The 13,645-nt window shown below is 71.2% G+C and carries 16 protein-coding genes; 7 read left to right on the top strand and 9 right to left on the bottom strand.

The genetic code is table 11. The features are described from left to right. The first annotated feature begins 53 nt into the window (after positions 1-53). The gene (locus tag ISU10_RS07815; protein WP_194695813.1) at positions 54-1,508 is read left to right on the top strand and encodes an MFS transporter; all 1,455 of its coding nucleotides are present in this window, start codon (positions 54-56) and stop codon (positions 1,506-1,508) included. A gap of 77 nt (positions 1,509-1,585) precedes the next feature. On the opposite strand, the gene ISU10_RS07810 is transcribed toward ISU10_RS07815, so the two are convergent. The 4 genes from ISU10_RS07810 to ISU10_RS07795 all read right to left on the bottom strand — a co-directional run bounded on the left by ISU10_RS07810 (position 1,586) and on the right by ISU10_RS07795 (position 4,188). Beyond that, positions 1,586-2,491 (bottom strand): GNAT family N-acetyltransferase, encoded by a 906-nt coding sequence (locus tag ISU10_RS07810; RefSeq protein WP_194695812.1) that lies wholly within the window; start codon positions 2,489-2,491, stop codon positions 1,586-1,588. Then, positions 2,488-3,450, bottom strand: coding sequence for a ketopantoate reductase family protein (locus tag ISU10_RS07805; RefSeq protein ID WP_194695811.1), 963 nt, complete (start codon positions 3,448-3,450; stop codon positions 2,488-2,490). Before ISU10_RS07805 ends, ISU10_RS07810 begins: the two co-directional genes overlap by 4 nt. Positions 3,451-3,520: 70 nt before the next feature. Then, on the bottom strand, positions 3,521-3,982 hold the full coding sequence (locus ISU10_RS07800) for a CAP domain-containing protein (protein WP_194695810.1): 462 nt from the start codon (positions 3,980-3,982) through the stop codon (positions 3,521-3,523). A 32-nt stretch (positions 3,983-4,014) separates the two neighbouring features. After that, the gene (locus ISU10_RS07795; RefSeq protein ID WP_194695809.1) at positions 4,015-4,188 is read right to left on the bottom strand and encodes a hypothetical protein; all 174 of its coding nucleotides are present in this window, start codon (positions 4,186-4,188) and stop codon (positions 4,015-4,017) included. Between the two features lie 185 nt (positions 4,189-4,373). Between ISU10_RS07795 and ISU10_RS07790 the strand changes: the two genes are divergently transcribed. From ISU10_RS07790 to ISU10_RS07780, 3 genes are read left to right on the top strand one after another with little or no spacing between them, the layout of a single operon-like run. Then, positions 4,374-4,727: an ArsR/SmtB family transcription factor gene (locus tag ISU10_RS07790; RefSeq protein ID WP_194695808.1), complete on the top strand. Its 354-nt coding sequence runs from the start codon at positions 4,374-4,376 to the stop codon at positions 4,725-4,727. Further along, positions 4,724-5,179 carry an SRPBCC domain-containing protein gene (locus tag ISU10_RS07785; protein ID WP_194695807.1) on the top strand — a complete coding sequence of 152 codons (456 nt, stop codon included), beginning with the start codon at positions 4,724-4,726 and terminating at the stop codon, positions 5,177-5,179. Before ISU10_RS07790 ends, ISU10_RS07785 begins: the two co-directional genes overlap by 4 nt. Then, positions 5,176-5,490, top strand: a complete 315-nt coding sequence (locus tag ISU10_RS07780; RefSeq protein ID WP_194695806.1) for a YciI family protein — start codon at positions 5,176-5,178, stop codon at positions 5,488-5,490. Before ISU10_RS07785 ends, ISU10_RS07780 begins: the two co-directional genes overlap by 4 nt. Here ISU10_RS07780 and ISU10_RS07775 read toward each other — a convergent pair. The 4 genes from ISU10_RS07775 to ISU10_RS07760 all read right to left on the bottom strand — a co-directional run bounded on the left by ISU10_RS07775 (position 5,477) and on the right by ISU10_RS07760 (position 9,729). Then, positions 5,477-5,881, bottom strand: coding sequence for a hypothetical protein (locus ISU10_RS07775; RefSeq protein ID WP_194695805.1), 405 nt, complete (start codon positions 5,879-5,881; stop codon positions 5,477-5,479). The genes ISU10_RS07780 and ISU10_RS07775 overlap by 14 nt on opposite strands. After that, positions 5,874-6,236, bottom strand: a complete 363-nt coding sequence (locus ISU10_RS07770; RefSeq protein WP_194695804.1) for a hypothetical protein — start codon at positions 6,234-6,236, stop codon at positions 5,874-5,876. Before ISU10_RS07770 ends, ISU10_RS07775 begins: the two co-directional genes overlap by 8 nt. Before the next feature lie 23 nt (positions 6,237-6,259). Beyond that, positions 6,260-7,819, bottom strand: coding sequence for a hypothetical protein (locus ISU10_RS07765; protein ID WP_194695803.1), 1,560 nt, complete (start codon positions 7,817-7,819; stop codon positions 6,260-6,262). Between the two features lie 158 nt (positions 7,820-7,977). Continuing rightward, complete coding sequence (locus ISU10_RS07760) at positions 7,978-9,729, bottom strand: PxKF domain-containing protein (protein ID WP_194695802.1); 1,752 nt, start codon at positions 9,727-9,729, stop codon at positions 7,978-7,980. 153 nt (positions 9,730-9,882) lie between these two features. Between ISU10_RS07760 and ISU10_RS07755 the strand changes: the two genes are divergently transcribed. The 3 genes from ISU10_RS07755 to ISU10_RS07745 are packed head-to-tail and all read left to right on the top strand — an operon-like array spanning position 9,883 to position 12,684. Next, positions 9,883-10,965 carry an LLM class flavin-dependent oxidoreductase gene (locus ISU10_RS07755; protein WP_194695885.1) on the top strand — a complete coding sequence of 361 codons (1,083 nt, stop codon included), beginning with the start codon at positions 9,883-9,885 and terminating at the stop codon, positions 10,963-10,965. Next, positions 10,958-11,566, top strand: a complete 609-nt coding sequence (locus ISU10_RS07750) for a CE1759 family FMN reductase (protein WP_194695801.1) — start codon at positions 10,958-10,960, stop codon at positions 11,564-11,566. The genes ISU10_RS07755 and ISU10_RS07750 overlap by 8 nt, the downstream gene beginning before the upstream one ends. Then, entirely contained in the window at positions 11,563-12,684 is a 1,122-nt protein-coding gene (locus ISU10_RS07745) for a DNA glycosylase AlkZ-like family protein (protein ID WP_370864952.1), read from the top strand. Before ISU10_RS07750 ends, ISU10_RS07745 begins: the two co-directional genes overlap by 4 nt. Positions 12,685-12,749: 65 nt before the next feature. On the opposite strand, the gene ISU10_RS07740 is transcribed toward ISU10_RS07745, so the two are convergent. Then, positions 12,750-13,601 (bottom strand): SMP-30/gluconolactonase/LRE family protein, encoded by an 852-nt coding sequence (locus ISU10_RS07740; RefSeq protein ID WP_228500074.1) that lies wholly within the window; start codon positions 13,599-13,601, stop codon positions 12,750-12,752. Positions 13,602-13,645: the final 44 nt, after the last annotated feature.

Raw genomic sequence — 13,645 nt, 5'->3', positions numbered from 1 at the left:
CCCGTTCGTGGTGAAGGCAAGCACACCTTCCAGTCCGACCCAGGAGTCCGAAGATGAACGACAAGCAGACCCGCTGGCTGGCGCTCTACGCGTTGTGCCTGGGCGACCTGATGATCGTGCTCGACACCAACATCGTGAACGTCGCCCTGCCCTCCATCCAAAGCGATCTGGGCTTCTCCGCCGAGGCGCTGGCGTGGGTGGTGAACGCCTACATGCTGACCTTCGGCGGGTTCTTGCTGCTGAGCGGGCGGTTGGGCGACCTCTACGGCAACCGTCGCGTCCTCCTCGGTGGCGTGGCGTCCTTCACCGTGGCTTCGGTCGCGTGCGCCTTCGCCCCGACCGCGACGTTCCTCGTGGTCGGGCGAGCGGTGCAGGGGCTCGGCGGCGCGGCCGTCTCGGCGGTGGCGCTGGCGCTGATCATGGGGCTGTTCTCCGACCCCGGTGAGCGCGCCAAGGCGATGGGCGTGTTCGGCTTCGTGATGTCCGGCGGCGGCGCTGTGGGCGTGCTGCTGGGCGGGGTGTTGACCGGGTTGCTGACCTGGCACTGGATCTTCCTGGTCAACGTGCCCATCGGCATCGCGGTGTGGGTCCTGGTCACGCGCGTCGTGGCAGACCAGCGCCCCGAGACGACCGGCGGCCAGCTCGACGTACCCGGCGCCACGTTGGTGACCATCGCGCTGATGCTGGCGGTGTACGGCGTGGTCGGCGGCAACGACGCCGGCTGGACCTCTACCAAGACCCTCGCGATCCTGGCCGCCGCGGTCGTGCTGCTGGCCGCCTTCGTGATCCGCGAGGCCCGTTGCGCGAACCCGCTGGTCCCGCTGCGCCTGTTCAAGCTCCGCAACATGAGCATCTCGCAGGGCGTGGGGGCGCTGTGGGCAGCCGCGATGTTCGCCTGCTTCTTCCTGACCGCCCTCTACATGCAAGGCGTCCTCGGCTACGACGCCCTCGAGGTCGGCCTGGCCTACCTGCCGTCGTGCGTGGTGATGGCTGTGATGTCGCTGCGCGTCTCCGACAAGCTGGTCATGACGTACGGCATCCGCCCGCCACTGGTCGTCGGTCTCGGCCTGGCCGCGGCCGCGCTGGCCACCTTCGCCTTCGCGCCGGTCGACGGCACCTACGTCGTCAACGTCCTGCCCGGCATGGTTCTGCTCGGCATCGGCGCCGGCATCGCCTTCAACCCGGTGCTGCTGGCGGCCATGGGCGACGTCGAGCCCCACGAGGCCGGCCTGGCCTCGGGCGTGGTCAACACGTCGTTCATGATGGGCGGCGCGCTCGGACTGGCCGTGCTGGTCGCGCTGTCCTCCTCGCGCACCGGGTCACTGGTCGAGTCCGGTTCCTCGGTGCCCGAGGCGCTGACCGGCGGCTACCAGCTGGCCTTCGCCGCGGGTGCCGTGATGGCCGCCCTGGCCGCCGTCGTCGGTGGCGTCTTCCTCCGCCCCCAGCCGATGGGCGGCGCCGACCCCCACGCCGTACCGGCCGAGGACGCCGAGACTTACGCCGCCTGAACTCGTTCTCCGCCCTGGCCGTACTCCCGTGCAGTTGACGGGTCAGAACACTCGATTCACCCGTCAACTGCACGGGACTACCCCGTCTTCGGCGGTCTGGAGTACCCCACCATCGAGAGCTGGCGGGTGAAGCCGAGGGACTCGTAGAGGCGGCGGGCGGGGGTGCGGTGGTCTTGAACGGTGAGGTTGACGTCGTGCTTCGGGGAGGTATCGACCAGCCAGCGGCCGATGGTGACCAGGAGGTCGCGGCCGGCGCCGTGGCCACGGGCGGCGTCGGAGACGGCCAGGTAGTCGAGGTACCCCTCGCCGTCGGGCTGGACCCTTCCGGCGGCGTACCCGAGGAACCTCGCGCCGTCCTCGGCCACCAGCACGCGGAACTTCCCGTCGGGCTGGTCGGGCAGCAGGCGGTCGACGGAGGCGTACGTCGCGGGGAACTCCCGGTCGTGCAGCGGACGGATCGCCTCACGATCGGCCGCCGTCGCCTCGCGGATCGCGACCGCGGCCTCGGGCCAGGCGCCAGCCGCAGCGGAGTCGGCGGCGAACACGTGGCTCACCTCGCTCGTGGTCCAGCCGAGCTCACCGGCCAGCGAGGCCATCCGTACGTTGGAGACGTCGCCGCCCAGCTCCACGCGGTCGATGTCCGCGGGCAGCTGGGCCGAGGCGGCCTCCAGCAGCGGCCGGGCCCAGCGCGCCCACGCGTCGTCGCCACCGGCGACCCAGGGCCCGAAGACCCAGGCTCGTGCACTCTCCTCGTCCCACTCCACGAGGCAGGCACCGACCGGCCGGCCGCCCTCCCAGGCGGCCCGTACCGTCGCGCGCCAGTCAGGGTGGAGGTCGGCCAGCTCCGCGGAGATCCCGTCTCGCTCGTCACCGAGCATGGTCGTGCCGCGACTCAGCTCCGCCTGCTCACCGGCGATCAGGTCGAGTACGGCGTCGAGCCGGTCGGGATCGACGGGCGAGATGACGGGCGAGATGTCGCTCATGTCTGCAGCTCCTTCAGTAGGTCGGCCGCGGCGACGCTGCCAGGCTCGGCGCGCTCGGCCGCGAGCCGCCACACGGTGTCGCGGAGGAGGTCGTTGGCCGGCGTGGGGACGCCGTGCAGCCGACCGAGCAGAGAGATCTCGCCGTTGAGGTAGTCGACCTCGACGTCCCCCGTGCCGCGTCGCAGACTCTGCCAGGTCGAGCCGCCACCGCGCGCCCGCATCAGCGAGGTGTCGAGGTGGTCGGCGCGGCGTCGTGCGTCGGTGGCCTCCGAGACCATCGCGATGTCGGCTGCGGCCAGCACGGCCTCGCCTTCGCTCCGCACCAGCTCGTCGAGCTCGTCCTTGTCGGCTCCCGGAGCGCAGGCGGCCTGCGCTGCGTTGCCCAGGTTCAGCATCAGCTTGCGGTACTTCCACGCCATGATGTCGGGCCGCACGACCGACTCGAACCCGCCTGCCCGCAGCCCGTCCGCGACCGCTTCGGCGCGATCGTCGGTACCCGACGGGAAGCACCCCAGGTCGAGCAGTCCAGGCTTGGCGCTGCTGCCCTGGATCACCACGCCGGGCTCGAGGTGGCTCGAGGGCAGCATCACGACCATCCCGAGCACGTGGTGGCGGCCACGCAGCATGGTGGCCTCGTTGGCCACGCCGTTCTGGGCGCTGACCAGCGTCACGTCCGGGGGCGTGCCTCGGAGTACGTCGTGCATGATCGCCGCGGTCTGGTGGCTCTTGACCGAGACCAGCACGGCGGTGTCGGAGCCGACGTCGAGGTCGGCCACGGTGTCGGCGGCACGGAGCTCGACGACGGCCTCGTCGTGCGCGGTGACCAGCCGCAGGCCGCGGCGCTGGATCGCCTCGAGGTGGGCGCCACGGGCCACGACCTGCACGTCGTGGCCGCCGAGAGCCAGCCGGGCGGCGATCACGCCGCCCACAGCGCCGGCGCCGTAGACGACGTACCTCATGGCGTGGACCCTAGGCGAGGAGCCGTGCGCTCGCAGCGAGCGGTCTCGCCGGGCTCGACCGAGCAGGGTGCTAGCGGCGGCCGAAGACCTGGGCGGCGTACCACGTGCCGTGGCTGTCACGCCGGGCGGCGACGGCGACCAGCCGGAAGCCGCGGTTCAAGATGTTGGCGCGGTGACCCTCGGACTTCAGCCAGCCCTGGTTGACCACCGAGCGGCCGGTCGGGTAGCCGTAGGCGACGTTCTCGCCGACGAGGACCAGGTGGCACTTCTCCATGACCGGCCCGAGGTCCTGGTGGTACATCCGGCTCTCCCGCGCCATCGCCACGGCCTGCTTGCGCGCGAAGTCGCGCAGGCAGTCGCTGACCCTCAGCGGCTTGCGGCCGTTGGCCTCGCGTGCGGCATTGGTCGCCTTGACGGCCTGCCGGGCGTACTCGTAGGCGGGTCCGGCCTGGGCAGGAGCGGGCGTGGCCACCGTCGAGAGCAGGGCGCCGAGCAGGGCAGCGCACAGGGCCCCGAGAAGGGATCGCGTCATCGGGTCAGGCTACGACGGGCAGGACGACGGGCTCAGGCACACCACAGGGTGCGCTCGCCCACGAGGTCGGCCAGCGGGATGACCTCACGCAGCTCGGGACGCTTGCCGAGCAGCTCGAGCAGGGCGCTGGCGTGGCGTGCCTCCTGGCGCAGCCGCGCGTCCTTGACCTCCTGCAGCCTCAGGTCGAAGGACTCCTTCTCCTTCATCTCGCCACCCCCGTGATCGTGTCGTCTGCTGGTTGGTGCTGCCAGCCTGCCCGCTGCGGATGTCGGGGCAGTGACCCTGAGGTTACGAGAAAGTCACCTGAAACAGTAAAGAAAGCGGTGGGCGGCAGGCTGTTCAGCAGGCCCTTGCCGATCGCCCAATGGTTGCTCTAGAGTAACCGTTACCCATGAGCAACCATTCAGCAGCCCGGCGTACCGCGACACCCGACGACGTCTTCGACGCCCTGGGCGAGCCCGTACGCCGCCAGATCATCGCCCGCCTCCGCACCGGTCCCACCCCGGTCGGCAAGCTGGCCGAGCAGCTGACGGTCGGGCGGCCGGCCGTCAGCAAGCACCTGCGGGTGCTGGAGGGGGCGGGCCTGGTGCACCACGAGTCGCGCGGCACCCGCAACCTCTACGCGTTGGCGCCCGAGGGCCTGGTCGTGGCCCAGCAGTGGCTGGTCGGCATGTGGGACACCGCCCTGACCGGCTTCGCCGACGCCGTGGTCGACGAGGTCAAGAGAAGAGGAGAGAACCGATGACAGACACTGCCGTGCCTTCCCTGCGCCGCGAGATCCTCGTCGACGCCGACCCCGCGCTCGCCTTCGCGGTGTTCACCGAGCAGATCGGCCGATGGTGGCCGCTGGGCGAGCACAGCGTGTACGGCGCCGAGTCGAGTGTCGGGTTCGACCGGCTCGAGGTGGGTGGCCGCATCGTGGAGTCCAAGGCCGGCGCCGAGGACGCGGTCTGGGGCACGGTCACCACCTGGGAGCCCGGCCGGTCGCTGGCCTTCACGTGGCATCCGGGCGACACCGGCGAGCGGGTGAGCCAGGTCGCGGTGAGCTTCGCCGACGAGGACGGCAAGACGCTGGTGACCCTGGAGCACTCCGGCTGGGAGGTCTTCGGCGAGCTGGCTGCGCAGGCGCGCGACGACTACGGCCACGGCTGGCCCCTGGTCCTCGGTGCCTACGCCGAGCGGGTCGCGGCCGCGTGAGCGAGGGCGCGGGCGAGACCTGGGTCGCCTTGCTGCACCGACCAGCCGATCCCGCGGCCGGTGGGTCCGTGCTCGGCGACGAGCGCTTCGGCGACCACCTGGCGTTCCTGCGCCGGATGACCGACGCGGGCTACCTCGTCGCCGCGGGCCCCATGACCGACCGTCCGGGCGAGGGCATGACGATCCTGCGGCTGCCCGGAGCAGACCGGCTCGAGGAGGCCACCAGGCTGGCCAGGCAGGACGACCTCAGCGTCGCCACGGGCTTCTTCACCGTCGAGGTGCGGCCCTGGCAGGTGGTCATGCACGCGTGATGCGCGTGCGCCACAACCAGGCCAGCCCGGCGAAGGGCAGCAGCAGCGGCAGGTAGCCGTACCCCGCGCCGTACGCCGACCAGACGGTGTCGTCGGGGAACAGCTCCTGGTCCGCGACGCTCAAGGTGCCGACGACGAGCACGCCGACCAGCTCGGTCCCGCACGCCGCCCACGCGACCCGGCGCCAGCCCTCACCCTCGCGGGCCAGGCCCAGGGTGGCGCCGATGTAGACGATCGCGGCCACGGCCGAGAGGGCGTAGGGGAAGGGCGCATCGCTCGCCTGTGTCGCCAGCTGGTAGCTCGACCTTCCGGTGGCCGCGATCGCGAAGATGGCGTAGACGAAGATCAGCACCCGTCCCCACGAGGAGCGGCGCGGCGCGGACTCAGGCACCGCCGCTCCACAGCGTGCTCAGGCGCAGCAGGAGGAAGGGGACGAGCAGGCCGGCGACCACGACCACGCCGGCCCCGGCCCGGCTCGGCTCGCCGCGGGCCCACCACGCAGCTGCGGGAGGTACGGCGGCCAGGCCCAGCAGGTACAGCACGAACACCACGCCGTGCACGTCGTCGTCGGCGCTCGGCAGCCGCGCGAGGCCGTAGACGAGCTGGACGATCGTGCCGAGCCACAGCAACGCGACGACACCCAGCAGGACCCGGTCGGCGCGGCGGTCGAGGACGACGTAGGCAAGTGCGACCAGGGCAACCGCGACCGACAGCACCGACAGCGCGAGCTGCAGGCCGTCGTTCACGCGCTCACAGTAGAGGCGTCGCCTCAGGAGCCGGCGAGCTGGTCGCTGACCTCGCGCAAGAACGCCTCGACCCACGGTTCGTAGGGGTAGGGCAGATCCCCGGCCAGCTGCTCCAGGCCGCCGGGCCGCCGGGCCAGCTCGTAGCGACGGGAGGCGATGTCGTCACGATGCCGGCCCACGACGCGCCGGGCCAGCTCGACCGGGTCGCGGTCCACGACGGCGCCGCGCAGTCCCCAGCCGTTCCAGACGACCTTGAGGTCGGTCAGGGTGTTGAAGTAGTTGCGCACCATCACCCAGAACACGAAGTCGATCGCCTCGTCGTCCCAGCCACGGGCGGCCAGCACCGCCGGCACGGTCTGGCCCGCGAACGTGGACTCGTGCTCGGCGTCGACCACCCGGCCGTACGCCGTCAGGGTCGCCCAGGGTGCCGGGTCCAGGACGCCGAGCGCCCAGACCGCCTGCGACAGCAGGCCGATGCCCTCCTCCGGGTCGGAGTACACGAACGTGTCCTCGAGGACGGCGGCTGCCTGCTCCACGAGCTTGCGGATCGCGTCGGCCGCCTCGGGGACCTCGCGTCCCACGCGGCCGAAGAACTCGTCCTCGCTCAGCTCGACGCCGGCGACCTCGAACCGCAAGACGACCTGGCGGTCGACGGCCCGGGACACCAGGCCTGGGGTCAGCTCGCGGGTCAGGTCCTCGATCGCTGCCACGACGTGGTGCGGTGTCCACTCATCGACGCCGACGACGACGACGTGGTCCGGCAGCGTCGCCGCGATCGCTGCGGCAGCGGGTGCAGACGACGGCACCCAACCGTCCTCGCCCAGCGGGACGGCGTACGGGTGCATCAGGTCGGGGCGGGGCGCGCCGTCGAGGATGGCGGTCCCGTCGTCGAAGGTCACCTTGGCCTTGCGATCCGGGAGGCCCTCGAAACGCTGGGAGTGGTCGGCGACCGGCAGCCAGGAGTCGCGGGTGCGGCTCTTGCGCTCGAGGTAGAGCCGCGGCGACGCGGACCCGTCGAGACCGACGCAGCTGTGCAAGCCGTTGGTGCGCACCCAGAACGCCTCACCGTCAGGTTGCCACGCGGCGAAGGCGCACCAACGGTCAGCCAGCTGCTCGAGGTTCTCCGCGACACCACGCACCAACGTGGCGTCCTGCTGTACTCCCGGTGGGTACGCGGCCAGCGGGGGCCGGCCGGCTTCGGGGTTACCGCCGCCGACAGCCATCGCCGCGGCGATCATGTCCCACATCTGGCGCCGCACGCGCGACGCCTCCTCCGGCGCGAACTCCTGGTGGAACTGCAAGCTGTCAGGCATCTCCTCGACGGCCAGCCAGGCGGCGACCACCCGGCGTACGAACCGTTGCTCGCCCGTCTGCGCGTCGGTCTCCCAGACCTGGTAGCCGAGCCCGTAGCGACGCTCGCCCGGCGCGGCCGAAGCCTTGCGGGAGCCGCGTCCGAAGAGACCGCGAGAGGCGGGCCCGTCGCCCTCGGGCGCCGCGAGCTCGCGCACGTCGATGGCCGTCAGGTCCTGGCGCACCGCGAACCGGCCCGTGGGGCCTGGGATCATCGGCGGCGTGCGGATCACCCGCGGCAGCGTAGCCAGGTCCGGGTGCCCCTCGGACCGGATCGCGGCAAGGGCGGTGACGTGGTCTGGCTGGCCTGGCCCGCCGTCAGTGACGCAATGGCTGTCTCCAGCTGCTGGAGACGACCGGATCGTCACTGACGGCGGAACCTGGGCGGCTCCTACTTGAAGGAGAAGCTGACCGTCTGGGTCGATCCGTCGGCCAGGTGGATGGTCAGGTCGCGGCAGGTACCGGACCACTTCTTGTCGGTCGACCAGATCCACGAGTAGATGCCGGAGCCCGCGTCGTAGGTCAGGCCCTGCTTGTTGGTCGACGCCACGGTCTGCTCGATCTCGTCGGACGGCGCGCCGCTCGCACAGTCCACCTTGACCGAGGTGATGCCGCCACCCACCAGCACGTCGAGCCCGTAGTCGGCGCCCAGGCTGAACCTCACCGGCACGCTCGAGCCCGCCTTGGCCTTGTTGACGACCGGACGCGCGTCGATCGGGGCGAGCAGGCCGGAGTAGGCATAGGTCGGCCCGGTCACGGTCAACGAGGCGGTCTCGGTGACACCGTCGACGTGCGTGGCGGTCACGGTGTGCGCTCCCGCACTGGCCGGCGTGCAGACGGCCGCCAGGCACGAGCCGTCGGGGCTGATGGTGAAGGTGGTGGCCGAGGTGACGTCGCCCAGGCTCGCACCGTCGGCGTTGAAGCCGGTCACCGAGTAACTCTGCGGAGCGCCGATCGCCACGGTGGCACTGGCGGGCGACAGCTCGATGTCGGTGACCGGGCCCTGCGGCGGGGTCACGTCCAGCGAGGCCGTCGCCGTCAACGAGCCGTAGGTCGCGGTCACGGTGTGGGCACCGGCGGCGGCTGGCGTGCACACCGCACCGGCGCACGAGCCGTCGGGCCCGATCGAGAAGGTTGCCTGCGCGGTGACGTCGCCGAGGCTCGCGCCGTCCGCGCTGAGGCTGGCGACGGTGTAGGACTGCGGCTTTCCTGCCGGCACGGAGCCCGATGCAGGGGACAGGGCGATGTCGCTGACGGGGCCCGGGAGGTAGGAGATCGTCACCAGTCCGTTCGCCCCCGCAGGGCGCTCGCTCAGGCCTGAGAGCGAGACCCCCGATCCAGCTTCGTCCGCGTGGCTGCTCCCGCCACCCCCACCACCGCTGCCAGCTCTGGAGTCGACTCCCTGGCTACCACTGGATCCGCCGTGGTACCCGCCACCGCCGGCTCCGGCGGTGGGTGTCGCGGTTGACAGAGTCTGCAGGCCATTGCCGCCCGAGGCAGTCGGTTGCGCCCCGGCGACGCCGCCGGCTCCTTGGCTGGTCTGCGTCTGTTCGGCACACGTGCCGGTGTACAGGCCCGGCTGCCCGTCATGCCCCGCGTCCCCTCCGGCACCGCCTGCGCCGCAACTCCGGGTCCAACCACCCCCACCGCCACCGCCAGCTACGAGGAGGACGCGCTCGCCGCTGGTGACAGCCGAAGCGCCGCCACCACTGGTCCTTCCTTCGCTGGTGAGGCCACCACGGCCGAAGCCGAAGGCACCAAGCGTGTGAGCGACCCAGTTCGCGTCTTGTGCGACCGTCACCACCAGGTCGCTACCGGGGTCCACCAAGAAGGTGGCGTCGACCTTCGCCCCTCTTCCGCCTGGCGTCACATCGTCGCCGCCCGTGGACCCGTGCCCGCCCCAGGCGGTCAGGGTCACCTCGGTGACCCCCGCCGGCACGGTGAAGGTCTGCGCACCGCCGGTGTAGCCGAACGTGCAGGTGACCGTCCCCCCGACCGTCTCCTGCGAACAGTTGGCCGGCAGGGTCGGCGCAGCGGTCGCCGGCGCCACGACGACGGCGCCAGCCCCGGCGAGCGCGGCGGCTACGGCCACCGCCCACCCACGGTGGAGTGCGCGAAAGCGCGCACCTGACAGAAGCAACATGTGTCCCCCCACGGAACGCATCGAGCAGAATGCCGACCCGTCGTCGGCGCGCGTACCACGATGCGGCCCTCCGGTCACGAAAGGCCAGAAGAATCCGGATCAGGCCCGAAATCGGTGTCAGGTTCTGCCTGAGAGGATGTTGCGGTGAGCGCGATGCAGTTCGGGATCTTCACCGTCGGTGATGTGACCCCCGACCCCGTCAACGGCCGTACGCCGACCGAGGCCGAGCGCATCCAGGCCACGGTCGCGATGGCCGAGAAGGCCGAGGAGGTGGGGCTCGATGTCTTCGCGACCGGCGAGCACCACAACCCGCCGTTCGTCTGCTCCTCGCCGACGACCCTGCTCGGCTATCTCGCCGCGCGCACCAACCGGCTGGTCTTCTCGACCTCCACCACGCTGATCACCACCAACGACCCGGTCAAGATCGCCGAGGACTTCTCCGTCCTCCAGCACCTCTCCGGCGGCCGGGTGGACCTGATGCTGGGGCGTGGCAACACCGGCCCGGTCTACCCGTGGTTCGGCGAGGACATCCGCCAGGCGGTGCCGCTGACCGTGGAGAAGTACGACCTCCTGCGACGACTCTGGCGCGAGGAGGTCGTCGACTGGGAGGGTCAGTTCCGCACCCCGCTGCACGGCTTCACCCTCGCGCCGCGTCCTCTGGACGGCGTACCCCCCTTCGTCTGGCACGGCTCGATCCGCACTCCTGAGATCGCCGAGCTGGCGGCGTTCCACGGCGACGGCTTCTTCGCCAACCACATCTTCTGGCCGGCGTCCCACACCGAGCGGATGGTGCAGTTCTACCGTCGCCGCTACGAGCACTACGGTCACGGCACGGCGGCTCAGGCCATCGTCGGTCTCGGCGGCCAGGTGTTCATGCGTCGCAACAGCCAGGACGCGGTCAAGGAGTTCCGCCCGTACTTCGACGTGGCGCCGGTCTATGGCCACGGGCCTTCGCTGGAGGAGTTCACCGACCAGACGCCGCTGACGGTCGGGTCGCCGCAGCAGGTCGTCGAGAAGACGCTCGCCTTCCGCGACTACGTCGGCGACTACCAGCGCCAGCTGTTCCTGGTCGACCACGCGGGGCTGCCGCTGAAGACCGTCCTCGAGCAGCTGGACCTGCTCGGCGAGGTCGTCGCGACACTGCGCGTGGAGATGGAGAAGGACCGCCCCGCCGACGTCCCTAACGCACCGACCCACGAGTCGCTCCTGGCCGCGAAGGAGAGCAGCGATGACTGACCTGACCGTCGTCAGCGGAGGGCTGCGCGAGCCCTCCTCGACCCGGCTGCTGGCCGAGCGCCTGGCGGCAGCGGCGACCAAACACCTGTCCGCACAAGGGCTCTCGGTCACCACGCACGTCGTCGAGCTGCGCCCGTTGGCCCGGTCGATCGCAGACGCGATGACCACCGGCTTCGCCAACACCCAGCTCGAGGAGGCCTTCGAGACCGTGGCCTCCGCCGACGGGCTGATCGCGGTGACGCCGGCGTTCAACGCCAGCTACGGCGGGCTGTTCAAGTCGTTCTTCGACGTGCTTCCCGAGGAGTCGCTGACCGACATGCCGGTGCTGATCGGGGCGACCGGCGGCACCGAGCGGCACTCACTGGTCCTCGAGCACGCCCTGCGGCCGCTGTTCTCCTACCTACGTGCGGTGGTCTCGCCGACAGGTGTCTACGCGGCGACCGAGGACTTCGGCGTCGCCACGGACCAGCCGCCCCTCGACGACCGGGTCGACCGAGCCGGCGCCGACTTCGCCAGGCTGCTCGCCTCGTGCGGCCAGCGGGTTCGGCGGTCCGCGTTCGACGAGGAGGCCGCCCGCATGGAGCGCCTCCTCAACCCGTGACCCACCAGCTGTCCCAGCAGGACGCGCGCCGCATCGCGCTGCGCGCCCAGCTGTTGACGGCCGAGCGTCCGACGGACCTGATGGACCTGGTCCGGCACCTGACCCTGCTGCCGACCGAGCCGACGGCACCGATCGCCACCAGCTACGACCTACTGTGCTGGTCGCGGCTGGGATCGGCCTACGACCCCGGCGAGCTGGAGACGGCCGTCGAGGACCAGCGCCTGGTGCACTACCTGGGCTTCTACCGGCCGGTCGAGGACCTTCCGCTGCACCGCGCGGAGGCGCCGTACTGGCCGGGCCGCGGCACTCTCAAACCCTGGGTGCACGAGGTCGCCGACTGGTTCGCGGCCAACGAGGAGTGCCGCCAAGACATCCTCTCCACGCTGCGTGCCGAGGGTCCGCTGCCGGCGACACGGCTGCCGGACACCTGCCAGCGCACCTGGGGCTCCAGCGGCTGGACCAACAACAAGAACGTCCAGCAGATGCTCTGGTTCATGCTGCAGCGCGATGAGGTCGCGGTCGTGTCGTCCACCGGTCGCGAGAAGCTGTGGGACCTGGCCGAGCGGGTCTACGGCCACGCGCCGCTGCCCGATCCCGACGAGGCGTTGGCCGAGCGCGACCGCCGCCGGCTGCGGGCACTGGGTATCGCCCGCCCGACCGGACCTGCGGACCGTGCCGAGCCGACGTACGTTCGCGAGGCCGGCGAGCCCGCCGTCATCGAGGGCGTGCGCGGCACGTGGCGGGTCGATCCGTCGTTGCTGGAGGGCCTCGAGGAGTTCGAGGGGCGCACCGCTGTGCTGTCACCCTTCGACCGGCTGGTGATGGACCGCAAGCGCCTCGACGCGGTCTTCGGCTTCGACTACCTGCTGGAGATGTACAAGCCCCGAGAGCAGCGGGTCTGGGGCTACTACGCGCTGCCGATCCTCTACGGCGACCGGCTCGTCGGGAAGCTCGACGCGACCGCCGAGCGCGAGGAGGGCGTGCTCCGCGTCGACGCCGTCCACGAGGACGAGCCGTTCACCCCCGCGATGACCCACGCCGTCGACGCCGAGATCGAGGACCTCGCGGGGTGGTTGGGCGTGGAGGTGCTTCGGATGGATTCCCCGGCCGGCCGGTGAATCTGTGGGTTGCCGGCCAATGCCTGGCACGACAACCCAGAGATCTGGCTGGCAACCCCTGCCGACTAGGGCCACCCGTCGCCGTGCTCGGGGGCAACGTGGGCGACGAGCTGTCCGGTCCGCCTCCCGCCGCCCCACGTGTCGGGACCCCATTCCTGCCCGACCACGAGCAGCAGCGGCCGGTCGAGTCCCTGGCCGTCACGAGTCAGCGCGCACGCGAACGCCCCGCGGTCCGAGTCGACGACGTCGAGGACCTCGCCGCCCTCGCGGACGCGGACGCAGTGCTGGTTGCCGACGTCGGCGTACCAGAGCGCACCGCTCGCATCGAAGCAGATGCCGTCGGGGTGGTCGCCGGGCGTCGCTGCCCAGCTGTACGGCGAGCCGAGCGACCCGTCGTCAGCGATCGGGTATGCCGTGAGCTTCTCCGCGTAGGACTCGGCCACGACGAGCGTGGAGCCGTCCGGTGCGATCGCCATGCCGTTGGGAAAGGCCAGCCCCTCGGCGACGGTCCGCACCGAGCCGTCGGCGTCCACCAGGGCCACCAGCCCAGGACGGAACTCACCGCCGGGGAAGTCGAACCCGATGCTGTTGACGTAGGCGCGGCCGTGCGCGTCGCAGACGATGTCGTTCCATCCAGTGGCGGTGATCGCGGACAGGTCGGCGTGAGGGACCAGGGAGCCGTCGGGCTCCCGACGCAGCAGGCCTGCTCCGGGCGAGACGACCAGCAGTCGCCCGTCCGGCAGGAAGTCGATGCACATCAGCGACTCGACCTCCGCCTCGAGAACGGGCTCGGCGCCCTGGGCGACCGACCAGACCCGCCCGGCCCCCCAGTCGGAGAACCACAGTCGACCCCCGTGCCAGCGCGGCGACTCACCGAACACGATCTCGTCCATCCACACGTCCATGGGCACCGTCATACCCCGAAAAGACCTTTGACGCGGACCGAACTCATCGCGGTTGG

The sequence above is a fragment of the Nocardioides agariphilus genome, assembly GCF_015352445.1.
Lineage (GTDB): Bacteria > Actinomycetota > Actinomycetes > Propionibacteriales > Nocardioidaceae > Nocardioides > Nocardioides agariphilus.
Note: the sequence above shows the minus strand (reverse complement) of the source record. Positions and strands in the feature narration are given on the sequence as shown.